20 protein-coding genes and 1 pseudogene are annotated in these 23,509 nt (G+C 58.6%); 18 read left to right on the top strand and 3 right to left on the bottom strand.

What is annotated here, in order from left to right; genetic code table 11:
- Window positions 1-33: 33 nt before the first annotated feature.
- The 11 genes from leuC to ABUK73_RS13380 all read left to right on the top strand — a co-directional run bounded on the left by leuC (window position 34) and on the right by ABUK73_RS13380 (window position 10,616).
- Window positions 34-1,440, top strand: coding sequence for a 3-isopropylmalate dehydratase large subunit (leuC, locus tag ABUK73_RS13430; protein WP_353577722.1), 1,407 nt, complete (start codon window positions 34-36; stop codon window positions 1,438-1,440).
- Window positions 1,441-1,447: 7 nt separating this feature from the next.
- Window positions 1,448-2,065, top strand: a complete 618-nt coding sequence (gene leuD, locus ABUK73_RS13425) for a 3-isopropylmalate dehydratase small subunit (RefSeq protein WP_353577721.1) — start codon at window positions 1,448-1,450, stop codon at window positions 2,063-2,065.
- A gap of 54 nt (window positions 2,066-2,119) precedes the next feature.
- Window positions 2,120-3,337 carry an ABC transporter substrate-binding protein gene (locus ABUK73_RS13420; protein ID WP_353577720.1) on the top strand — a complete coding sequence of 406 codons (1,218 nt, stop codon included), beginning with the start codon at window positions 2,120-2,122 and terminating at the stop codon, window positions 3,335-3,337.
- Between the two features lie 69 nt (window positions 3,338-3,406).
- Window positions 3,407-4,276: a branched-chain amino acid ABC transporter permease gene (locus tag ABUK73_RS13415; protein ID WP_062448481.1), complete on the top strand. Its 870-nt coding sequence runs from the start codon at window positions 3,407-3,409 to the stop codon at window positions 4,274-4,276.
- On the top strand, window positions 4,273-5,253 hold the full coding sequence (locus ABUK73_RS13410; protein ID WP_353577719.1) for a branched-chain amino acid ABC transporter permease: 981 nt from the start codon (window positions 4,273-4,275) through the stop codon (window positions 5,251-5,253). Before ABUK73_RS13415 ends, ABUK73_RS13410 begins: the two co-directional genes overlap by 4 nt.
- Window positions 5,246-5,986 (top strand): ABC transporter ATP-binding protein, encoded by a 741-nt coding sequence (locus tag ABUK73_RS13405; protein ID WP_103659653.1) that lies wholly within the window; start codon window positions 5,246-5,248, stop codon window positions 5,984-5,986. The genes ABUK73_RS13410 and ABUK73_RS13405 overlap by 8 nt, the downstream gene beginning before the upstream one ends.
- Entirely contained in the window at window positions 5,979-6,680 is a 702-nt protein-coding gene (locus ABUK73_RS13400; RefSeq protein WP_062448487.1) for an ABC transporter ATP-binding protein, read from the top strand. The genes ABUK73_RS13405 and ABUK73_RS13400 overlap by 8 nt, the downstream gene beginning before the upstream one ends.
- Window positions 6,681-6,736: 56 nt before the next feature.
- On the top strand, window positions 6,737-7,630 hold the full coding sequence (locus ABUK73_RS13395; protein WP_200925502.1) for an isocitrate lyase/PEP mutase family protein: 894 nt from the start codon (window positions 6,737-6,739) through the stop codon (window positions 7,628-7,630).
- Window positions 7,631-7,646: 16 nt separating this feature from the next.
- Window positions 7,647-9,047, top strand: a complete 1,401-nt coding sequence (locus tag ABUK73_RS13390; RefSeq protein WP_353577718.1) for an FAD-dependent oxidoreductase — start codon at window positions 7,647-7,649, stop codon at window positions 9,045-9,047.
- 19 nt (window positions 9,048-9,066) lie between these two features.
- Window positions 9,067-9,843 carry an aspartate/glutamate racemase family protein gene (locus ABUK73_RS13385; RefSeq protein WP_353577717.1) on the top strand — a complete coding sequence of 259 codons (777 nt, stop codon included), beginning with the start codon at window positions 9,067-9,069 and terminating at the stop codon, window positions 9,841-9,843.
- Window positions 9,840-10,616 carry an aspartate/glutamate racemase family protein gene (locus tag ABUK73_RS13380; RefSeq protein WP_353577716.1) on the top strand — a complete coding sequence of 259 codons (777 nt, stop codon included), beginning with the start codon at window positions 9,840-9,842 and terminating at the stop codon, window positions 10,614-10,616. The genes ABUK73_RS13385 and ABUK73_RS13380 overlap by 4 nt, the downstream gene beginning before the upstream one ends.
- A gap of 84 nt (window positions 10,617-10,700) precedes the next feature.
- On the opposite strand, the gene ABUK73_RS13375 is transcribed toward ABUK73_RS13380, so the two are convergent.
- A complete protein-coding gene (locus ABUK73_RS13375) occupies window positions 10,701-11,468 on the bottom strand; it encodes a GntR family transcriptional regulator (RefSeq protein ID WP_353577715.1) in 768 nt (255 codons plus the stop codon).
- 48 nt (window positions 11,469-11,516) lie between these two features.
- Entirely contained in the window at window positions 11,517-12,449 is a 933-nt protein-coding gene (locus ABUK73_RS13370) for a 3-hydroxyacyl-CoA dehydrogenase NAD-binding domain-containing protein (protein WP_353577714.1), read from the bottom strand.
- A 316-nt stretch (window positions 12,450-12,765) separates the two neighbouring features.
- Between ABUK73_RS13370 and ABUK73_RS13365 the strand changes: the two genes are divergently transcribed.
- The 7 genes and pseudogenes from ABUK73_RS13365 (at window position 12,766) to ABUK73_RS13335 (ending at window position 22,390) form a co-directional block, all read left to right on the top strand.
- The gene (locus ABUK73_RS13365; RefSeq protein WP_454892367.1) at window positions 12,766-14,031 is read left to right on the top strand and encodes a RhtX/FptX family siderophore transporter; all 1,266 of its coding nucleotides are present in this window, start codon (window positions 12,766-12,768) and stop codon (window positions 14,029-14,031) included.
- Window positions 14,032-14,058: 27 nt separating this feature from the next.
- Window positions 14,059-15,429: pseudogene (gene rhbA / locus ABUK73_RS13360) on the top strand (diaminobutyrate--2-oxoglutarate transaminase); the annotation flags it as partial.
- Window positions 15,426-16,910 (top strand): pyridoxal phosphate-dependent decarboxylase family protein, encoded by a 1,485-nt coding sequence (locus ABUK73_RS13355; protein WP_353577713.1) that lies wholly within the window; start codon window positions 15,426-15,428, stop codon window positions 16,908-16,910. The pseudogene rhbA and the gene ABUK73_RS13355, both read left to right, overlap by 4 nt.
- Complete coding sequence (locus ABUK73_RS13350; protein ID WP_353577712.1) at window positions 16,897-18,651, top strand: IucA/IucC family protein; 1,755 nt, start codon at window positions 16,897-16,899, stop codon at window positions 18,649-18,651. The genes ABUK73_RS13355 and ABUK73_RS13350 overlap by 14 nt, the downstream gene beginning before the upstream one ends.
- Complete coding sequence (locus ABUK73_RS13345; RefSeq protein ID WP_353577711.1) at window positions 18,644-19,234, top strand: GNAT family N-acetyltransferase; 591 nt, start codon at window positions 18,644-18,646, stop codon at window positions 19,232-19,234. Before ABUK73_RS13350 ends, ABUK73_RS13345 begins: the two co-directional genes overlap by 8 nt.
- A gap of 2 nt (window positions 19,235-19,236) precedes the next feature.
- Window positions 19,237-20,601: a putative histamine N-monooxygenase gene (gene basC / locus ABUK73_RS13340; RefSeq protein WP_353577710.1), complete on the top strand. Its 1,365-nt coding sequence runs from the start codon at window positions 19,237-19,239 to the stop codon at window positions 20,599-20,601.
- Window positions 20,585-22,390: an IucA/IucC family protein gene (locus ABUK73_RS13335; RefSeq protein WP_353577709.1), complete on the top strand. Its 1,806-nt coding sequence runs from the start codon at window positions 20,585-20,587 to the stop codon at window positions 22,388-22,390. Before basC ends, ABUK73_RS13335 begins: the two co-directional genes overlap by 17 nt.
- Before the next feature lie 27 nt (window positions 22,391-22,417).
- Here ABUK73_RS13335 and ABUK73_RS13330 read toward each other — a convergent pair whose 3' ends face one another.
- Complete coding sequence (locus tag ABUK73_RS13330; protein WP_353577708.1) at window positions 22,418-23,374, bottom strand: helix-turn-helix transcriptional regulator; 957 nt, start codon at window positions 23,372-23,374, stop codon at window positions 22,418-22,420.
- Window positions 23,375-23,509 lie beyond the last annotated feature (135 nt).

The following is a 23,509-nucleotide window of genomic DNA, read 5'->3' as shown; positions in this document are numbered from 1 at the left end:
CGAACGCTTTTTGAAGAATAGAAAGACAAGGTCATGGCGCAAGCAGTCGCACCGCGCACAATGTTGGGCAAGATTTGGGATGAGCATGAGATATTGCGCCATCCGGCTGGACCGTCTTTGCTTTACATTGACCGCGACATGATTCACGAAGGCAGCTTCCATGCCTTTGCCGATCTCAAGCGGCGCGGTCTGAAACCACGGCGTCCACAGCAGATATTCGGTGTTGCCGACCACTATGTGCCGACGCTGGGCCGAAAGTCGAGCGATGCGGCAAGCCCAGCCATCGCCCACATGATCGACACCTTTGATGAGAATATGGAATGGGGCGGCGTGCGCCATTTCGGCATATCGAGCCGAGAGCAGGGCATCGTCCATGTCGTGGCACCGGAACAGGGCATCACATTGCCGGGCCTGACCATCGTCTGTTCCGATAGCCATACGTCCACGCAAGGCGCGTTGGGTGCCATCGCCTTCGGCATCGGCCAATCAGAAAACGCTCATGTTCTGGCCACGCAAACGCTGTGGCAGTCTCGTCCTAAAACAATGCGGGTGACGATTGACGGCGTGCTGGGGCAGGGTGTGACCGCCAAGGATGTCATGCTGGCGCTGATTGCGAAGATTGGTGCTGCGGGTGCAGGTGGCCACGCGATCGAATTCGCCGGACAGGTGGTGAGAGATCTTTCCATCGAGGGGCGGCTGACTCTTTGCAATATGTCGATCGAGGCTGCGGCCCGCTTCGGCATGGTTGCGGCGGATGAAACAACATTCGCCTATGTTAGAGGCCGCCATTTCGCACCATTGGAGCAGGAATGGGACGGCGCGGTTGCGCACTGGCGCACGCTTGCCAGCGATAGCGATGCCTTCTTCGATGCCGAAGTGTCGTTGGATGCTGCGGATATCGCGCCCATGGTGACGTGGGGCACCAGCCCGGAAGATGCCGTTTCGATCAATGGACGCGTCCCCGATCCCTCGACTTTCGACAGCGTCGAAAAGCGCAAGGCGGTGACGAAGTCGCTGGAATATATGGAGCTTGCGCCCGGCACGCCTCTGGATGGCCTGAAACTGGACAAGGTCTTCATCGGCTCCTGCACCAACAGTCGGATCGAGGATTTGCGGGCTGCTGCCTCCATTCTCAAAGGCCGAAAGGCGATGATACCGGCCATCGTCGTGCCGGGATCGACGCAAGTGAAGGCGCAAGCAGAAGCCGAGGGCATTGCTCGCACCTTCCTTGAGGCAGGTTTCGAATGGCGCGAGTCGGGCTGTTCCATGTGCGCGGCAATCAATGGCGATGTCGTTGGTCCCGGCGAACGCTGCGCCTCCACCTCCAACCGCAATTTCGTCGGTCGTCAGGGCCCCGGCGCGCGCACCCATCTGGTCAGCCCCGCCATGGCGGCTGCTGCCGCCATCAGTGGCTGTCTGACCGACGTACGCAGGATGTGAGGGCACAATGATGAAAGCATTCATTCGCGAAACATCCACAGCAGTAGCCATCCCCGGCGTCAACTGCGACACGGATCAGATCATTCCCGGTCGCTTTTTGAAGGCAGACCGCGCGCAGGGTTATGGCCAGTTCCTGTTCCACGACATCCGCCGCGACGAGCAGAAAGAACTGGACCCGTCGTTTCCGCTGAACAAGCCGGGTGCCGACGCCGCGACCATTCTTCTCGTTGAGGACAATTTCGGATGCGGATCGTCCCGCGAGGGTGCGGTTTACGCTCTGGTGGACCATGGCATCCGGGCAGTCATCGGGCCGAGCTTCGGCGACATCTTCTTCAACAACGCCCTTAAAAATGGGCTCGTGCCGGTTCGCCTGTCCGTAGATCATTGCGAAGCGCTGGCAGATCATCTCAACCGTTTTCCTGACGCGGAGGTCACGGTCGATCTGGAGGCCGCCGAGCTGATCCTTCCGGGTAATCTCGGCACGCACCCCATCGTTATCGATCCCTTCGCGCGCGACTGTATCTTACGCGGTTTGGACGAGATCGAAATGACATTCACTTTCATGGAGCAGATCACCGCCTTCGAAACGGATCGAATGGCGTCGCATTCCTGGCTGGGCCGTTGACGGGCGGACCAGCGAGTTTCTTTTGCCGTCTCATAAAAAAACTGGGAGCATAAAATGACATTCAAAATTGAACGACGCGACCTTTTAAAGGTCTCCGGAGCGCTAGCCGTCAGCCTGGCTGCGCCATCCATTCTCCGTGCGCAGACACCGGCCATCAAGGTTGGCGTCATCGAACCGCTGACAGGCAACCTTGCCTATAACGGCACGCAGAGTGCTGCCGGTGCAAAGTTTGCCGCAGAAGCTATCAATGCCGCAGGCGGCATCAAGTCCATGGGCGGTGCCAAGATCGAACTCGTCGTGGTGGACGCGCAGAGCCGCCCGGAAGCCGCCGCCGCCGCCGTCGATACGCTGATCGAGGCCAATGCCTGTGCCTTCACCGGCGCAACGGCATCAGCTCTCGGCCTTGCCTCCTCGCAGGCAGCAGCAAAGTACAATCTCGCGCAGGTCTTCTCCATCGGCACCGCCGAAACTGTCGTAACGCGCGGCCTGCCCAACGTTTTCCGTTTCACGCCGGGCGTCAACAAATGCACCAGCGTTGCGCTTGAGAACCTCAAGCTTCTGAATGCCGGCGCGGGCAATTCCATCAAGACGGCGGCTATCGTCCATGAGGACGGTCCCTTCGGCTCCAACATGGCGAAAATCCTGGCTGAACAGCTGCCGAAGCAGGGCATCGAGGTGGTCGAGACCATCTCGCACCCAACACCGCAGCGTGACTTTTCCAACATCGCGCTCCGCGTCAAGGCATCGAAGGCCGATATCCTCATTCCGTCGAACTACATCAATGAATACACATTGATGGCGCGTGCGCTGAACCAGCAGCGTGTTGAACTCAAAGCCATCTACTCCATCCTCGGTGGCGCGGCATCCAACATCAAGTTCGTTCGCGAGAACAAGGAAGTCGCCCAATATGTGATGGACTGCAATCACTGGTACGATCCGTCCAAGGACCTGTCCAAGGCGCTCGCCGCCAGCGTTGCCGCAGCCAAGCTCGACCTGACCTATGACGTCATGGTGTCCTATGCGACGATACAGGTCATTGCCGACGCTCTGGAGCGTGGCGCTTCGGCTGATCGCCAGAAGATGATCGAGGCTTTGGCCGCATCGACCTTCGACAAGTCCATCATGCCTTACGGTCCGACGAAGTTCGTCAATGGCGACAATGTCAACTCGCAACCGGTGAACACGCAGATCCGTGGCGACAAGATCGAACTGGTGTTCCCAAAGGAATACGCCACCGCAGAAGCGGTCTTCCCGATCCCTGCCAAAAACTGACACGGTCTCGCCCCCACGGACGCCAATGTCCCTGGGGGCGCTCTTCAAACGACAGAGAGGCGAGCCCTGATGTCAAGTCTGATCTTACCTGCCGTGTTGAGCGGCCTGATGATGGGAGCCGTCTATGCGCTGGTAGCGCTGGGCCTGACCCTCATCTACGGCGTGCTCCACATCATCAACTTTGCGCATGGCAGCCTGTTGATGCTGGCGCTTTACGCCGTCTATTTCCTGTACTTCTATTTCGGCGTCGATCCCTATCTCGCCATTCCCATCGTGCTGCCCGCCTTTTTTGCGCTGGGTTACGTGTTGCAGCGGTTCCTGATTGCGCCGATGAGCAGCGGCTCGGAACAGAACGTTCTTCTCATTACGCTTGCCGTGTCGATGATCATCGACAATCTGGCGCTCTACTTCTGGACGTCGAATACGCGTACGGCGGATATCGCCTATGCCTATGACACGGTCGAAGTACTGGGCGCGTACCTGCCGCTTGGTCGTGTGATTGCCTTCGGTGCAGCCCTCGCCGTCGCACCGCTGCTCTGGTGCTTCATGGCCTATACGCGCACGGGCTCTGCCATTCGCGCCGTGGCGATTGAAAAGCGTGGGGCCGAACTCGTCGGTATCGATGTGAACCACACCTATGCCATCTGCTTCGGTATCGGCACGGCCTGCGTTGCGCTTGCTGCCTGCCTGTTGCTGCCGACATTCTATATTACGCCGCAGGTCGGCTACACCTTCGTCCTCGTCGCCTTCACCACAGTCGTGCTGGGCGGAATGGGCAGCCTGCTGGGTGCCTTGGTCGCCGGTCTGCTGCTTGGCGTCATCGAGTCCCTTTGCGGTCTCTTCCTCGGCGAAAGCCTCGGCCAGATCGGCATCTTCCTCGCCTTCATCCTCATCCTTCTCTTCAAACCGTCAGGGCTTCTCGGGAGGGCAAGAACATGAGACCTCAATCCATCGGGCAGATTGCCCTTATTGCGGCGGCTCTCGCCTATCTCTTCGGGGTCTATTTCGCGTCATCACCGGTGTGGATGGGCTTTACCATCAACGCGCTGATTGTTGCAGTTGTAGCGCTCTCGTGGAATATCACCGGCGGTTTCGGTGGCATGTCTTCCTTCGGTCACGCAGCACTTTACGGCACTGGTGCTTACGCATCGGCCATCCTTCAGGTGCAGTACGGCGTCAACGCATGGGTCGGCTTCGGTGCTGGCATTCTCGCGGGTGCTGCCATGGGAGCCTTCATCGGCGCTCTGGCGTTTCGTTACGGCTTGAAGGGTTCCTACTTCGCGCTCGTCACCCTGGCCTTTGCAGAAGTGCTGCGCATCTGCGCCTCGTCCTTCGATTTCACCGGCGGCGGTAGCGGGCTGCAATTGAAACTGGTTCCCGGCGTGGCGAACCTGCAATTCAATGATCGTGCCATCGCCTACACCGCTCTTTTGGTTGTGGTCGCCCTTGTCATGGCGCTTACGGCTCTCATCAAATATTCCCGTTTCGGTGCCTATCTCATCGCCGTCAGGGAAAATGAGGACGCTGCCCGCGCGCTCGGTATCAACACCTACAAGATCAAGGTTCAGGCCATGGCGATCTCAGGTGCCTTTGGTGGTCTGGCCGGTGTGCTGTACCTCCAGCTCTGGCTCTTCATCGACAGCAACGTGGTCTATGGCAGCGCCGTTTCCATCGAAGCACTGATCGGCCCGATCATTGGCGGTGCCGGGACGATCTGGGGTCCGCTGCTCGGCACGCTCGGCCTGCATCTCCTTGGAGAGGGCGCGAAACATCTGCTGCCGAACGCGCCTGGTCTGAACTTCGTGCTCTACGCGATTGTGCTGATCTGCGCGCTGCGCTTCCTGCCCAATGGTCTTGTCGGCCTTGCGGGCAAGCTTGGCACCTTCAAGAAGAAGAAGGAGGACGACAATGCTTGAAGTCCGTAATCTTTCCAAAAGCTTCGGTGGCTTGAAGGCCGTCACGGATGCCTCGCTCGATGTACCCGAAGGCTCCATTGTCGGACTTCTCGGGCCGAACGGCGCAGGCAAGACGACCTGTTTCACCATGATTGCCGGTTTTACCAAGGCTGACGAAGGCACGGTGCGCTTTCAGGGCAAGGATATCACGGGCCTTGCGCCGCACAGCATCTGCGCGCTGGGCATGATCCGCACCTTCCAGATCGTTCAGCCCTTTGCCGGGTTAACGGTTCAGGAAAACATCGCTGTTGGTGCCTATCTCCACCACCACGACCGTCGCGAAGCCATGTCGGTGGCGCGGGATGTGGGCAAGCGGCTGGGCATGGGTGCGATGCTTGATCGCCCCGCCTCTTCACTGACCATTGCGGGTCGTAAACGGTTGGAGCTTGCGCGTGCGCTGGCGACCGGTGCGAAACTGCTGCTGCTCGATGAGGTCATGGCCGGATTGATCCCGTCCGAAATCACCGAGATCGTCGGCATCATCCGTAAAATCCGTGAGGAAGGGCATACCTTCCTGATGATCGAACACGTCATGCAGGCGGTGATGCAACTGGCCGAAACCGCCTATGTGCTGAACCAGGGCAAGATGATTGCCCATGGCACGCCGCGCGAACTCGTCAAGGACCCGTCGGTGGTGGAAGCCTATCTCGGCCACGGTGCCGCTGCCCGGCTGCAGGAGGAAAACCATGCTTGATATCAAGGGTATCCGCGCAGGCTATGGGTCGATGAGCGTGCTGCAAGGCATCGACATGCGCGTCGACAATGGCGAAATCGTCGCCTTGTTGGGCTCGAACGGCGTAGGCAAGACGACGCTCAACAACGTCATATCAGGCTTCATCAAGCCAAGCGCCGGATCGATCTCCTTCAAGGGCGTGACGATAACTGGCAAAAATGCGCGCGACATCGTGGCACTCGGCATTGCCCATGTGCCGGAGGGGCGAAAGGTTTTCCCCAACCTCTCGGTTGGCGAAAATCTGAAGCTTGGTGCGTTTCGCCGTGCCAGCAAAAACACCAAACAGAATTTCGAGCGCATCTGCGAAATCTTCCCAAGGCTTCGCGAACGAATGAACCAGCTTGCGGGCACGTTATCTGGCGGTGAACAGCAGATGCTCGCCATCGGTCGCGGCATGATGTCGGAGCCGGAACTGCTTATTCTGGATGAGCCGTCTCTCGGCCTGTCCCCCATCATGGTCGAAGAGATGTTCGGGCTGATCACCAAGATCAATGCCGACGGTGTTGCCGTGTTGCTGGTCGAGCAGAATGTCATGCAGTCGCTAGGTGTCGCAAAGCGCGCCTATGTCATCGAGCAGGGCCGTTTTGTCATGCAGGGAGAGGCCGCCACGCTGCTGGCCGATCCGCAGTTGCGCCAGGCCTATCTCGGAATGTGAGACGCTGCCCCGGATGGAGTGAGCCGGGGCCAATTTACGGAGAAATGGAGAATATAATGTCCCTTACACGTACCCAACGTCTGCGGCAGCTGCTGGCAGGCGAACGAGCCCTCATGGCTCCCGGTGTGGTCGATGCCATGTATGCCCGCCTCGTAACGGAAGCCGGTTTTGACGCCATGTATATGACCGGTGCTGGCACCTCTGCCACGCGCCTTGGCTACCCGGATGTCGGTCTGTTGACGATGACGGAGATGGTCGACAATGCCACCCGCATTGCCGACGCTTCCGACATTCCGCTGATTGCTGATGCCGATAATGGTTTCGGCGGCCCGCTCAACGTGCGCCGTGCCATTCAGCTTTATGAGCGCGGGGGCGTGGCCGCGGTGCATCTGGAAGATCAGGTGCTGCCGAAGCGCTGTGGCCATCTGGCGGGCAAGCAGATTGTTTCAGCGGAAGATATGGTGGCGAAGGTCAAGGCCGCCGTCGATGCGCGTATCGACGAGAATTTCGTCGTCATCGCCCGCACGGATGCGCTGGCACTGCATGGCCGCAACGCCGCGTTCGACCGTGCGGAAATGTACCGCGAGGCGGGTGCCGATGTCATCTTCATCGAAAGCCCCGGCCCGGATGATCTGCCGCATATCGCACCGCGTTTTCCCGGTATTCCGTTGCTCTACAACATGGCGACCTCGGGCAAGACACCGTTCCTGACGCGGTCGGAAATCGAAGCGTTGGGCTTCAAGCTCATCATCTATCCGAACTGGTTGCTTCTTTCCGCCTGCGAAGCCGCGCGCAAGACGCTTCAGGTCTTGAAGACCGAGGAGACCATCGCGTCGGTCGCGCCCAACGTCATGAACTTCAAGGAGTTCTTCGATATGGCGCGCATGCCTGAAATTCAGGAACTGGAAGCACGCTACGGCACACCGGAAGCAAACCGCACCAGCTATTGAGCAGGAGATTTGAGCCATGGCAGTGCTATCTGCGGAAGGCGTGACGTTCGATTTTGAAATGCCGGTCGTGGTTGTCGGGGCAGGGGCCTGCGGTCTGGTCGCAGCCCTTGCGGCTCATGATGCGGGCCAAGAGGTTATGGTGCTGGAGCGGGACGAGAACCCCACGGGCTCTACCTCGCTGTCCGCCGGCCTCATTCCCGCGCCCTGCACCCGTTTGCAGAAGGAGGCGGGCATTGACGACAGCCCCGAACTTTTCGCTCAAGACCTTGTCGCCAAGACCCATGACCACACGCCGCACGATATGGCGCTGGTTGCGGCACAAACCGCAGGTCCGATGATCGACTGGTTGATGGACAGCCATAGGGTCGAATTCGAACTGGTCACGGGCTTCATCTATCCCGGCCATTCGCGCCTTCGCATGCACGGCCCGAAAAGCCGCACCGGCGCGGACCTGGAGCAGTCGCTTCTCTCTGCCGTGTCCAACGCCGATATCGATGTCGTGACGAATGCGTCCGTAGAAGACCTCTACGCGGATGCGTCTGGTCGCGTAACCGGCGTCCGTTTCCGTCGGCCGGATGGCGCGCTGGAAATGCTGGGCTGCAAGGCGCTCGTTCTTGCGTCCTGCGGCTTTGCTGGCGATGTCGCGCTCGTGCAGAAATACATCCCGGAAATTGCCGATGCCGAGTGCTGCGGTCACCTTTCCAACACGGGCGATGCGGTGAAATGGGGCGCACAGATCGGCGCGGCTCTGGCCGACATGGGAGCTTATCAAGGGCATGGATCGGTCGCTCACCCCCATGCTCTGCCGTTGACATGGGCCGTCATCACCAAGGGCGGCATTCTTCTCAACACGCAAGGTCAGCGCTTTTCGAACGAGATGCGCGGCTATTCCGAACATGCTGCAGAAGTCGCCGCGCAGCCGGACCATATTGCCTGGGACATCTATGATTCCAAGGGCGATGAGGCCGGGATGGGCTTTTACGATTACCGGGAAATCCGCAAGCTGGGTGCCATCAAGACGGCAAACAGTCTGGAGGAACTTGCGACGGTGACGGGGCTTTCATTGGCCGCCATTCGTGAAGAGTTCGAAGCCATCGAAACCTCCGCACGCACCGGCGAGCCTGACCGCTTTGGTCGCAGTTTCATGCAGGATCAGGTGCTGAGCGCCCCCTATTGCGCGGTTAAGGTCAACGGCGCGTTGTTCCATACGCAGGGCGGTTTGGTGATCGATGCTGAGGCGCGGGTGCTGCGCGAAGATGGCACTGTTTTGCCGAACCTGATGGCGGGCGGTGGTGCTGCGCGCGGTGTGTCTGGAGATTCCAATTACGGCTACCTGTCCGGCAACGGCCTTTTGACGGCCACCAGCTTTGGCCGGTTGGCTGGCATCACGGCTGCACGGATTGCTGCCGAAAGCTAATCGCAATTAGGAGGAGGACATGATGAAGAAGGTTATGGTCATCGTACCGTTTCCCATGGGGCAGGATGATCTCGCCCGCAGGCAAGCGCAGATGAAGGCGGTCGATCTTGGCCCGGGCATCGAGTTTCACTATCGCGCCGTGCGGGCGGGGCCGAAGAACTACTCGAGCCAGCACGATATGGCGCTCGCCGATTTCTCGATCCTTGATGCTGGTCTTGATGCCGAGAAGGAAGGCTTCGACGCCGTCTGCATCGACACCATGTCCGACAGTGGCATGTCGATGCTGCGTTCGGTTCTGACCATCCCCGTGATTGCGCCGGGACGTCACTCCATGCTGATGGCGCAGATGTTGGGTGACAAATTCTCGATCCTGATGATGTGGGATCGCTGGAAAATGCTCTACACCAAGACGCTGGGCGAGCTTGGGATGGAGCACAAATGTGCCTCGATGCGCTCGATTGGCGTGACGCCTGATAACAAGAGCCTGCTTGCTGGCAAGGAAGACGAAGTGTTTCCGCTTCTGCTGGACGCGGCGAAGAAATGTGTCGAAGAGGATGGCGCGCAGGTGCTTATCTTGGGCTCCACCACCATGCATGAGGCGCATTCCTGGCTTTCTGCCCGCATTGGGGTTCCCGTCATCAATCCCGGCCCGCTGACCTACAAGCTGGCATCGATTGCGCTCGACCTGAACCTCACCCACAGTAAGGCGACATGGCCGACGCCGTTGTCTCCCAAGCACGACATGATCCGCGCCATCGGCGCTGCCGGTGCGGCCTATCTGGAGGGTAACCAATGACCCGCATTCTCGTCATCGTTCCCTTCGCGCTGGATGCTGAAGGCGTGCGCAATCGTGAAGCGCAGTCGCAATACGTGCCCCTGCCTGCGGATTGGGAGCTGACCTACCGCCCCGTCACCTGCGGCCCAACCTCATTCATGTCTCCGCATGATTGGGGCCTGATGGACCTTGCCATCTTCGAGGCTGGGTGCAAGGCGCAAGACGAAGGCTTCGATGCTGTTTGCATCGACACGATGTCGGATAGCGGCATGGTCATGCTGCGCTCCGTCCTCTCTATTCCCGTCATCGGCGCTGGCAAGGCGTCAATGCTTTACGCGCTGACGCTCGGCGGCAAGTTTTCCGTGTTGGCGCAATGGGAACCGGCACTGCCGCGATACCGCAAGGCCATCCGCGAATATGGTTTCGATCGCCAATGCGCCTCGGTGCGCAGCTTCGATCAGCCACCGGATTTCTCCAATCTGCTGGGCGGCAAGGAGGACAGTGTTTTCCCACGCATGCGCGACGTTGCCATGCGCTGTATCGAGGAAGACGGAGCGGAGGTCATCTGCCTGGGCTCAACGACCATGCACCAGGCGGGCGAATATCTCGCCGCGAACCTGCCGGTGCCCGTCGTCAATCCCGGTCCTCTCACGTACAAGCTGGTCGAGACCTTTCTCGCGCTTGGCCTCACCCACGGCAGAGATGTTTATCCGCCACCGGTCGAGCCGCGGCTGGATATGCTGCACGCCATGATGAAGGCGGGAGCCGTTTCGGAGAATGCAGCAAAGGGCTGAGCGATATGTTCAGAGCTGCTGATGTCATAGTTTAGAGGAAGGCCGCGCATCCGATGTGCGGCCTTTTCTTTGACGCGAAGACGATCAATTCCCGAGCGAGAAATCCTTGCCATCTTCCCGCTTCAGCGAGACGCGGTACTCATAGCGGTCAGCCCGGTAGAAAATTTCTGCTACATAGAACGGCTTCAGATCGGCGTTGAAGAACACGCGATTGACCAGCATCAGCGGCGCGCCGATGGGGATCTCCAGATGCTTGGCGGCGTAATCATCGGCAAGCGTCGCGGTCAGGGTTTGTTCGACCTGTTCCACCACCACACCGGTTTTCTGGACCAGATCGATCATGTTGGTGGTCGCCAGGTCTTGGCGGTTTAGCGTTTGGCCAATCTCGGGGAGGAGATAGGCAATCGACAGCGAGTAAGGGCGGCGGTCGAGGGAGCGGATGCGAACGGCCCGTATCAGTTCTGTGGTCGGTGGGACGCCCATCTGCTCGCAGATGCGCGGTGGCGCTTCACCGAGATCAAGGCTGACCACTTTCAGCCTCGTGTTTTTGCCCACCGTGTTGAGGTAGCTGAACAGGCTGTTGATATTTGAAACGACCACGCGGTTGAGTTTGTTTTCCTTTGAGCGGTCGGTGACATAGGTTCCGCGTCCGCGCGTGCGCGTCACCAGACCCTCCGCCGTCAACATTTCCATGGCCTTGCGGATCGTAATGCGGCTGACGGAAAAGCTTTCGGAAAGCTCCGCTTCACTCGGAACCGGTACGTCGATGGGGTAATAACCCTTGACGATACGTTCGCGCATGACGGCATAAACGCGGTGATAAAGCGGGGTCGGGGAATGTCGTTCGGCCATATATGCGTGGATCCATAAAGAGAATAAAATTGATGTGAACGAAGCTCGTTAGACGCGGCGACCTTTTAAGGCGCGCTGTACGGCAATTAGCCCGTCATCGCGCATCGCCTCCAGTTCGGACATGTTCCTGCCGCGCGTTTCGGCGGTGATGCCGTCAACGAGTTTTTCACACGCCGCTGCATCGAGGCTTGGCGACCCAAGGTCCTGCCAACGGCGTTCCTGGCTGGGCCCGAGATGCGAAAGATAATGTGCGATACCGCCCGCGCCACCGCCCAGATGATATGCCATATGCGAACCGACCACGGACCAGCGAAGGCCGGGGCCGTAGACGAGAGCTGCATCGATATCCTCGACCTCGGCAATGTCTTCCGCCACCATATTGACCGCCTCCCGCCAGAGCGCCGAAGACAGGCGATTGGCAATGTGGCCCACCGCTTCCCGCTTCAATCTGACCGGATGGCGATCCAGCGTGCGGTAGAAGGACGCAGCAGCGTCAACGCGTTTGCGATCACTGCCATAGAGTTCAACCAGCGGCATCAGATGCGGTGGGTTGAAGGGATGGGCGGTGATGAGCCGTGACGGATCGGCCATTTCGGCACTCAATTCCGACCAGACCAGCGATGAGGTGCTGGAGGCGATGGTGATACCCGCCGGAGCGTCTGTTTCAATCGCAGAATAGAGTTCACGCTTCAGCGGTACGTTTTCCGGGGCGTTCTCTTGAACCCAAATTGCGCCGAATGCGGCATCCGCCACGTTTTCCGTCAAACGGAGCTGGCCCGGTGCAGGTAGCGTTTGAGCCACCTCCGCAATCTGCGCCATTGCCGCATCAATGCGGACAGCGACGTGATCGCGGTCAGCAACGGAGGGCTCGAACAGTGCCACGTCATAACCATAGGCCAGAAAAAGCGCAGACCAACTCGTCCCGATCAGTCCACCACCAATCACCGCTATCGTTTCGCGCCCGCGCCCCGCATCACTCATTTGCTCCGCCCAAAACCGTTTCTGTTTATGAACGAACAATCTCATAGCGGGTCGCGCGGCGCAATTTAAAAGATTATAAGGTTATGTCATTTATACCATTTATCTTGACGCCCTAAGTCGATTGCTGATGAAAAATCCCCGCCGACAATCACGGTTCGTTATTGTCTTAACCGGGTTCGCTCATATCCAAGCTTTACGGATCGTCTGGAATTAAACATGATAATATTACTCCTGTTTAATTCACCGGTACGCGATGGCGCTTAACGCCAAACTTTCGAGGTCTGTCGCGATCCCGGCCAAACAATTCGGTTCCTGCATGGCCCACATCAACGACACGATTTCTGACCGCGCTGTTTTGACGACGCCATTCGAGCGGCGGTTGATGGGCGTGTTGGGCGGTCTTTATCTTGCTCAGGGCATTCCAACCTATCTGCTGCTGGTCGCCCTGCCGCCGATCATGCGAGAAAGCGGCGCATCGCGCACGGCTATCGGGTTGTTTTCTCTGCTGATGTTGCCCTTGATCCTGAAGTTTCTCGTGGCGCCACTGGTGGACCGTTGGTCGCCCTGGCCAAAGATCGGGCATCGCCGGGGATGGGTGGTTCCCACCCAGCTTCTGGTGAGCGCAGGTATTGCGTCGATGGCTCTGGTCGATCCCAGCAACGTGTCAGTTCTCTTTGCCATCTGCATTTGCATCACCGTTATCTCCTCCATTCAGGACATTGCGACAGATGGCTATGCGGTGCGACAACTGACGGACCGGACGCGGTCCATGGGAAATGCGGTCCAAGCCGGGGCCGTCGCGCTGGGCGTTATCATTGGCGGAACGGCGGCTCTGGTGGTATTTCACCTTGCCGGATGGCAGACCATGATTCTGCTTGTCGCGGCCTTGTCTCTGCTGCCGCTTGCCGCTGCTGTCGCCATGCAGCCGGAAGCGCCGACTGCGGAGAAAAGCCAGGAGCCTGCAAGTCTGCTCGGCTTCTTCCGTCGCCCGAATGCCTGGCTGATCCTCGGTTTTGCGCTCACATATCGCGCCAGCGAAGGCCTCGTGCGCGGCATGGAAGGCACCTATCTCGTCGATATAAAGGTGCCGACAGACTGGATCGGTTATCTCTCCGGCGGTGCTGCCGCAACGGCTGGCCTGATTGGGGTGGCGATTGCCGCATTCCTCATCCGCAAGGCAGGGTTGACAGCCACGCTTATTCTTCTGGGTGGTCTCAGAAGCATCTGCTTCCTGGCATTCACGCTGAACGCAGCAGGCATTCTGCCTGGTATCTGGGTGGCGCTGTCGGCCTCGGCGTTTCAGACACTGATCCGCTATATGGAACTCGTCGCCATCTATTCCTTCTTCATGAAATCTTCATCACATGATCAGCCCGGCACGGATTTCACGATCCTGACTTGCGCGGAACTCATAATCTATATGGCTGGCGCATCCGTTGCCGGTATCGTCGCCGACAAGCTGGGTTATTCCGCTCTGTTTTCCACAGCGACCGTCATCTCGCTCGCTGGCATGGCGCTGTCTGTCTGGTTTCTCCAAAGGCTCGGGCGCTGTTCGAAGGCACCTGTTACGGCAGGTGTCTGAGCGAACGCGAATTCCACGAAAGATTCCACTGGAGTTGATCTTATGGACACGTTCCAACGGCACGATAACGAGTTCTATCTCAAGCGTCAGGCGCGCCGAGAATCCAATGCCCGCAGCTATCCACGCCGCTTCCCGCTGGCCCTGAAATCCGCCTCCGGCTGCATGGTAACCGATGTCGAAGGCCGAACCTATCTCGATTGCCTTGCCGGTGCCGGAACTCTGGCACTCGGCCACAACCACCCCGAGGTCATTGCAAGCCTGCAAGAGGTCCTCACCTCGGGTCTCCCGCTGCACACGCTTGATCTCGTGACCCCGGTCAAAGACAAATTCGTATCGGATATTTACGAAACGCTGCCTGCCGGTCTGCGCGAAGAAGCCAAAATCCAGTTCTGCTCACCCAGCGGCACGGATGCTGTAGAAGCAGCGATAAAGCTTGCCAAGACGGCCACGGGCCGCACCGATATTGTCGCATTTCGGGGTGCCTATCACGGCATGTCGCAAGGCTCGCTCTCCCTCATGGGGTCTCTGGGGCCAAAGGCAGATATCGGCCAGTTGATGCCGGGCACGCACTTCTTCCCTTATCCATATGCCTATCGTTGCCCTTTCGGACGAGGCGGGGCGGAAACCGCAACGCTTGCCGCAGACTATTTCGAATCTGCGCTGCGTGATCCCGAAGGTGGCATCAATCTGCCCGCTGCCGTCATTCTGGAGGCTGTTCAGGGTGAGGGCGGTGTTATCCCCGCGCCAGTGGAGTGGTTGCGCCGGGTTCGTGCCGTGACGCGTGAACTTGGTATTCCGCTGATCCTAGATGAGGTGCAGAGCGGCGTTGGTCGTACCGGAACATTCTACGCCTTCCAGAAGGCAGGCATCGTTCCTGACATCATCATTCTTTCCAAGGCCATCGGCGGCGGTCTGCCAATGGCTGTCATGATATACCGCGAAGGTCTCGATGTGTGGAAGCCGGGTGCCCACGCCGGCACGTTCCGTGGCAACCAGCTCGCCATGGCGGCGGGCTCCAAAACGCTCGAAATCATCAAGCGGGATGGTCTGGTCGAACGGGCGGCCATTGCCGGACGCAGGCTGCGCGCCAATCTGGAGCGCATCCAGATGCAGACGCGCTATATTGGCGATGTGCGCGGTGAGGGCCTTATGCTCGGTGTCGAAATGATCGATCCAACGCGCAAGCCTGATAGTTCCGGCCAACCCCCGCATGGTGGGGATATGGCGCGTGCAGTGCAGGGCGAGGCCTTCAGAGCGGGGCTCATTCTCGAAACCGGTGGACGTCATGGCAGCGTGCTGCGGTTCCTGCCGCCGCTCACCATTTCGGATGCCGAGATCGATCAGGTGTCTAACATTTTGTCCGATACGTTTTCGCGCCTTGGACGCAACGCGGCATGAACGTGACCGTATTGCAAAGCAAACAAATGCTTGCCGCCGGGGATGAGCTTTCAGCGTCCATTCTCGGTCCCGGCCTCCCATCGCAGGCATCCTATCGCGAGGCAATGATCGAAGCGGTGGATCTGGTCGTGCAGAACGCGTCCAGACACCGGGTTCATTCTGGTGTGGATGCGGATGATCTGCGCGGCTTCCTCTCTTCGCTGGATGTCTTCCCGAATCAGGGCACCGGTCTATCTGCGGCGCTTGAGGAAATTGGTGTTCTGGCGGTTAGGCATGCGCTTGATGTGGGGAATCCCGCAACCATGGCGCATCTGCATTGCCCGGTGGCCGTGCCCGCGCTGGCGGCTGAAGTTCTGATTTCGGCCACCAACCAGTCTCTCGATTCCTGGGACCAGTCGCCCTTCGCGACGCTGGTGGAGGAGCGGGTGCTGACATGGCTGACGCAGTTCGCTGGTTTGCTCTCAACAGCAAGCGGCAGCTTCACCAGTGGTGGCAGCCAATCCAACATGACGGCGCTCTATCTGGCAACGGAACGTCACGGTTCGGCGGCAAGAAGCCGGGGCGTGATTTTCACCTCGGAGCAGTCGCATTTCAGCATCCGCAAAAGCGCCTCCGTTCTGGGCTTTGCCAGCGATGCCGTTGTCACCGTGCCAACCGATATAGAAGGCCGCATGTCGGTTTCGGCTTTGAAAGAGGCTGTCGATCACGCCAAAGAGCAGGGCCGCTTACCCTTCGTTGTCGTGGCGACGGCGGGCACGACCGATCTCGGTGCGATCGATCCATTAGGCGAAATTTCTGATCTTGCGGCATCTCAAGGCCTATGGCTGCATGTGGATGCGGCCTATGGCGGCGGGCTTCTATTTTCCCGGCATCGGGATCGCCTCGACGGCATCGAGAGGGCCGATTCCGTCGCGCTCGATTTCCACAAGATGCTGTTTCAGCCAATCAGCTGCGGAGCCTTGCTGCTGAGTGACGGCGCGCATTTCTCACCTCTGTCGATGAAAGCCGATTACCTCAACCCCGAGGTTTCGATTTTCGGAGATGTGCCGAACTTCGTGGAATCATCCGTCCAGACCACACGTAGAAGCGATGCCTTGAAAGTTTTAATGACGCTGCGTGCCATCGGCCAGGATGGTCTCGATGCGTTGATCTGCCGGACACTGGATAATGCGCTTGCGGCGGCTGATTCCATCCGCGCTCGTGATTATCTGCGATTGGCGCAGCAGCCCACCCTGTCCACCGTCCTTTTTCGTTACGTCTCGCCGCACGGTGCTGCGCGATCCGACGAATTGACGCTGGCCATACGAGCCGGGCTTTTCCGCAACGGCACCGCAGCACTTGCGACCACCGTTTTTGATGGACGGGTTAATTTCAAACTGACGCTTCTCAACCCTAATTCGACACCTGACGTCATCGACCGCGTTCTGGACGCGGTTGGAACCATGGCGCTCGAACTGGAGAACGACCATGTACGCCCGTAAAGCAGCAACACTCGCCCTTCGATCTCTTCTCAACTGCGTGACACGCGAATATGCCAGCCGCATCGTCTGGGGCCATGACAGCAGCGGCCAGAAACTGACACTGAACTTCCCAGGCCACGGCGGCAGCCTGAAAATCCCGGTCCTTTATCGCTCCGCGACTGGCCATCACCTGTTCGGCGAGTCAATTGTGGTGACCGATGATAACGGTACGCGCGCCGTCAGCGCCAGCGACACAATCAGCATCGTCATCGAACGGCTGGAGGCAAATGCTTCCGACGAAGGCCGTCGCGACCTCTTGAGCCGTGCTCATTCCAGCCGCCTGCTGGTTGAAGCCGCCCTTCAGGACCGCCAAGCTGATCTCGAAAAACTCATTGGCGAGGACGTTTCCTTTATCGAGGCGGAACAGGGCCTGATCGCCGGGCACGGCATTCACCCTTGCCCGAAAAGCCGCGATGGCATGACGGAAGAAGAGGGCAAGCGATATTCACCGGAATTCGCTGCAAGCTTTCCATTGCGCTGGTTTGCCATCGCCCGTGACATCTATCACGCGGGCCATTCCAATGGCTCGCCTTCTGTCGATGACTGGTTGAATGCAGTAGAGTCCGAAACGCTAGATGCTATGCGCAGCCGGTTGCCTGAGGGAGACTTTGCATTGCTGCCGGTGCACCCGTGGCAGGCGGATGCCATGCTGAAAGACGCAAACGTCGCCGCACTGGTGTCTTCGGGAAAAATCGTGGATTGCGGAGAGGCTGGAAAGCCTTGGTTTCCCACGTCCTCGGTCCGTACGCTTTATCGGCATGATGCGCCTTTCATGCTGAAGCTCTCGCTTGGCATTGGCATCACCAACTCCGTGCGCATCAATCTGGCGCGTGAGCTTCTGCGTGGCGATGACATGTATCGCTTCCGGGCAAGCGCGTTGGGGAGCGCTCTCGCAACTGACTATCCCGGTCTGAACTTCTTGCCCGACCCGGCCTATATCGGTGTTGCAGTGGGCGGCGAGGTAATCGATGGGCTGTCCGTGTCTATGCGCGAAAACCCGTTCCATGGCACAGAGGTTGACCGCAATGTCACGCTTCTGGCGGCGCTATGCGAGCATTTGCCGGAACGTGGCAGCCGGCTTGGGGTGTTGATCCGCAACCGGGCCGACATTGAAAACCGCCCGGTCGAGGCTGTCACGGACGACTGGTTCGCGCGTTTCCTCTCCGTCTTCGTAACGCCGGTGTTTGCGCTTTACCTGCGCCACGGTATCGCTATTGAAGCGCACCAGCAGAACATGCTGCTGGAAATTGCCGAGGGTTATCCTGCGGCGGCTTTTTACCGGGACAATCAAGGCTTCTTCCACCATGAGCGCGCCCACGGGCCGCTGTATGCGGCCATTCCGGGCATTGGCGAGCGCAGCGAATCCGTGTTTGGCGAGGACGCTGTGGACGAACGTGTGCTCTATTACGGCTTCATCAATTCAACGCTGGGCATGATCGGCGCGCTTGGTCGCGAAGGCCTGATCGACGAGCAACGGCTGATCGCGATGCTGCGCGAGGCGCTGGTGCAACTGGACGCGAAGGAAGGTAGCCAGTCACGCCTCGTCAGCAAGATGCTGGCACCGGTTCTGCAATGCAAGGCAAACCTCAGAACGCGGCTTGCGCAGATGGACGAGCTGGTCGGGCCGCTTGAAACGCAGTCCGTCTATCTGGAAATCCACAATCCGCTGTTTCAGAACGCCCGGGTGCAGGCCCATGGCTGATCTGACCACGGCCAGCAGCCAGTTTGCCTATTCGAGATACGATCCGGATATTGGCCGCACGGTCAGTTTCCGGATGCTGGACAAGAACTGCGATCTCGATCTGCTGTGGCGCTGGATGAACCAGCCGCATGTGGTGCCGCAATGGAAGATGGCAAAGCCGAAAGAGGACATTGCCGCCTACATCGACACCAATCTGGCCGATCCGCATCAGGACCCGTATATCGGCTTCATCGATGGCTCGCCTATGAGCTATTGGGAAGCCTATTGGGCGAAAGACGATATTCTCGGACGCCATTACCCGGCGGCGGAGAAGGATCGTGGCTGGCACATGCTGGTGGGGGAGCCATCCTTTCTGGGCCACGGCATCGCGCCTGCTGTCATCCGCGCCTTCACGCGTTTTCTGTTTCTGGATGATTCCGCCACCGAAAAGGTGGTGGGCGAACCGAGCGTGGCCGCCCGTCGCCTGCTTCGCTACGCCCCCGTCTGCGCCTTCGAGGAGCAGGGCGAAATCGATCTTCCGGACAAGCGTGCCAAGCTGATGTTTTGCCACAGGCAGCGTTTTACCGAACAATTTGGACTTTGATCATGACAACACTCGATCTGACCGGCGTCGGTATCGGGCCATTCAATCTTGGCCTTGCCTCGCTTCTGTCATCCCACCCGGAGGTTTCGGCCACGTTTCTGGAACGTAAACCGAGCTTTCGCTGGCATGAGGGCCTCATTCTTCCGGGCACCACGCTGCAGGTGCCGTTCCTTGCCGATCTCGTTTCCATGGCGGACCCGACGCATCGTTTGAGCTTCCTCAATTACCTTGCGGTGCACGACCGGCTGTACAAATTCTATTTCTATGAAAACTTCCTGATCCCGCGTCAGGAATATGATGATTACTGCCGCTGGGCATCGCAACAGCTTGAAAGCTGCCGGTTTGGTGAAAGTGTGATCGATGTACGGCACGATGCGGCCTCGCAAACATTCGTGACGGAGACGCGTTCTCCAACCGGCGCTGTGCGCAGTTATCACAGCCGCAACATCGCTTTGGGCATCGGCACCGCACCGCATTTGCCCGCATGGGCAGGGCTTCGCGGCAACGCGCCGATTTTCCATTCTGCCGAATTTGCAAAGCGAAAGGCCGAACTGACCAAGGCGCGTCGGGTCACCGTCATCGGTTCAGGCCAGAGTGCTGCCGAATGCGTGCTAGCGCTGTTCAACGAATTGACGCCTGAGAGGATTTCAGCCGGAGCTTCCATTCGCTGGATCACCCGTTCGGCAGGCTTCTTCCCCATGGAATATTCCAAGCTCGGTCTGGAATATTTCACGCCCGATTATATGCGTGCGTTCCACACGCTGCCGCGCTCGAAAAGACGCGATGTCGTTGCCGATCAGGGGCTGCTTTATAAAGGCATCAGCTTCTCGACCATCTCCGACATTTTTGACCTTCTCTATGAGCGCTCCATTGGCGGCCGCGATCCCGGCCTTTCCCTTTCGCCCAATTGCGAAGTCACCAATGTCGAAGGCACAGGCTTCTCCGGCGGCTTGAAGATTGGCGTCCGTCACAATCTTTCCGAGGAGGAAAGCATTGTCGAGGCCGATGCAATCGTGGCCGCGACAGGATATCGCCATGCGTGGCCGGAATGGCTGGACCGGCTGAAAGGCGATGTTCTGGAAACCTGTGAGCGCGGCGATCTCGTCGTTGGCGCGGATTTCCGGGCGCAACGCCGCGATGGTGGCAAGGGTGCCGTCTTCGTTCAGAACGCCGAAACTTTCCAGCATGGTGTCGGCGCGCCCGATCTTGGGCTCGGTGCATTCCGCAACGCTGTCATCATCAACCAGTTGCTCGAAAAAGAGCATTACCGGGTCACCGCACGCTCTGCATTCCAGAGCTTTGGAGTGCCACAAGACCCAGCCCAATCCTCGAAAATATCAGGAGATGTCTATGCCCGCGCCGTTTGAAGCACCCTTTCAGCCCGCCTTCGCACCGACCCTGTGGAAAGAAACATCCCGTCGCCTGCTGGCCAAGGTCATCGAAGAATTCGCCTATGAGCGCGTGTTCCCGGTGACGCAGGAAAAGTCCGGCCATTACCGGATCGAATTTTCCAACGCATCCTACAGCTTTAAGGCAAAGCGCTATGTGTTCGACAACCTTTCGGTCGAACCAAACAGCATCGTAAAACACGCCGATGGCATCGATACGCCCGTTCACGATCCACTCGCCTTTTGTGCAGAGGTGCTGCCAGAGCTTGGCGTAAAGCCGATGACGGTTGCCCATTTCATTCGCGAACTTGGCAATACGCTGGTCTCGGATGCCCATATCGCGGCCCGCGCCAGCAAGACGGGAGCCGAACTGGCCGAGCTGGACGACATCCGTATGGAAGGCGAGACGACCGGCCATCCTTGGGTCACGGTCAGCAAGGGGCGCATCGGTCTGGGTTATGCCGACTATCTGGCCTATACGCCGGAAAACCGTGCGGCGATGAAAATCGTCTGGATCGGCGTCAGCCGCGAGCGCGCGTCCTTTGTTGCTGAAGATGGCATGACGAATGAGACACTCGTTACTGATGCTGTTGGCGCTGAGACTTTCGCAGCCTTTGTCCAAAAGCTGGAAGCCGCCGGTGCATCATTGACGACACATGACATCATGCCGGTTCATCCGTGGCAGTGGGATCACATGATCGTGCCGCATTTCGCTGCGGATATTTCGTCGGGGCATATCGTTCTCCTGGGCGAGGGGGATGATCTCTACCTGCCGCAGCAGTCCGTCCGCACCATGTCGAATGTCAGCGCGCCGGCAAAGTCGACGCTGAAGCTGTGCATGACCATACTTAACACTGCGGTTTATCGTGGCATTCCGGGCAAGCGCGCCCTGACGGCGGCCCCCTTTACGACGTGGCTGGATAAGCTGCTGGCAGACGACCCTTTCCTATCCGAGGAATGCGGCCTTATTCTCCTCGGCGAACGCGCGGGCATGCATTATGTCCATCCGCAATTTTCTAACATTCCGGGTGCGCCTTACCAGTTTAATGAAATGCTGGGATGCCTGTGGCGCGATAGCCTTGCCGGTCACCTCAAAACCGGTGAGACCGGCATGCCATTGGCCGCCTTCATGCATGCGGGCAGCGATGGCAAGCCGGTTGTTCAGGCCTTGGCGGAAAAGGCTGGTGTCAGCGTTGAAACATGGATGGCGCGGTTCTTCGATGTTGTCTTGCCGCCCGTCTTCCATCTGCTCGCCCGTCACGGTCTGGCCTTCTCCGCCCACGGCCAGAATGCGACGCTGATTTTGAAAGACGGTCTGCCGGAGCGGCTGGCGCTGCGTGACTTCATCGATGATGTCATCGTATGCGACCTGAACTTCCCAGAGACTTCCAGCCTTCCAGCGAAAGTCGAGGACGTTCTCCTTCGCCTGCCGCCAGACTTCCTGATCCACTTCATTCAGACAACGCTCTTCGTTTGCGTCTTCCGCTACATGTCGGTGCTGCTGGACAAGAAATCCGGTCTTTCGGAAGAGGCATTCTGGGCCTTGGCTGGAGACGCCGTGAAGCGGTATCAGGCTCGGTTCCCTGACATGGCCGACCGCTTCGAGATTTTCGATCTGTTCGGTGACGAATATCCGAGGCTTTGCCTCAACCGCGTTCGCCTCTTCACCCATGGTTATGCCGATGATGACGAGCGTCCGGTGCCGGACTTCCAGGGCATGGTCAGCAATCCACTGGTCCATTTCGACCAGAAGAAAGAAGCAGCTTGAGCGAAGATTGAGGGCGCGAGCCCTCGGTCACACCTCTTCGTTTTGCCCTGTCATACGCCGCAAATCCGTGGGGCGTATGCCATACCGGCTGCGGAATGTGCGGTTGAAATAGGACAGGTCATTGAATCCGACGCTATAGACGATCTGGCTGATCGGCGTTGCCGCAGTGTCGGACAGGATCAGGGTCTTGGCCAGGACGAGCCGCCGTTCCAGCACATAGCGAGAGAATGTCGTGCCCGTCCGGCTGAAAATCTTCTGGATGGCTCGCGGCGTAATGCCTTCGGCCTTGGCGACATCGGTGATGGAAAATGAGCCATCCGCCAGATTGTCCTCAATCAACGCCTTCATCGTTTCCACCCGGTTTTGCGGCACATCCGGCGGGTTGGCATCGTCCTTCACCTGTTGCGCCAGAACCGGCAGCAGAGAATAGAAGTGCGCGACCATCATGCTGGCATGGTCTTTGTCCTGATGGTCTTGTCGCAACAGATAGCCCGCGTAATTCGTCAGCAGTTGTAGGGGCAGGCACTCCGCCTGAAACCGTCGCAGCAGCAGGCTATCGAGCGATTTCCGTACCGGTGCAATGGCAGAATGCGGCAGATGCGCACAATCGAACCTGCCGCCCTCTGGCAAAACAATTTCCGAAGACGTATCCGCTGGAAGCAGAATGACATCCCGCGATGCCAGCGTGAATGTCTGCTGACGATGATGCACGATCATCGGGCCATCAGTCGCGCGAAGCATAACGATATCAGGGGTGCCAATGCCGTTTGCGGTGAGGCGCAGCGGTGTTTTGGGGAGGTAGAGCGTTGCAAGCGAAAGATCGACGTGTTTCCAGAAAAGCCCGGTGACACCAGCCAGATCACCATCCTCGACTGTGATCGTCGCTTCACCCAGCATATCCAGCAAAATGGTGCGGCAAACGAGCCTGCTTTCCGAGTCGGGCAGCGAAATGGTCCCGAGTTTGAGAGGCCGAATTATTTCCATTAAAAATCAACCCGTCTTTATTGTTGATGTTCGCAATTATCCAAAACGTGTTCGTTCTCATCCAAGCGCTTCAACGTCTTAACTCATAAAACATGATAAAAATAGTCTTGTATTTTTCGCAGTTGGACGGCTGCG

This window comes from Agrobacterium vacciniicorymbosi, assembly GCF_040427045.1.
In the GTDB taxonomy this organism is placed as follows: domain Bacteria; phylum Pseudomonadota; class Alphaproteobacteria; order Rhizobiales; family Rhizobiaceae; genus Agrobacterium.
This window is presented reverse-complemented; position numbering and strand designations above follow the sequence as displayed.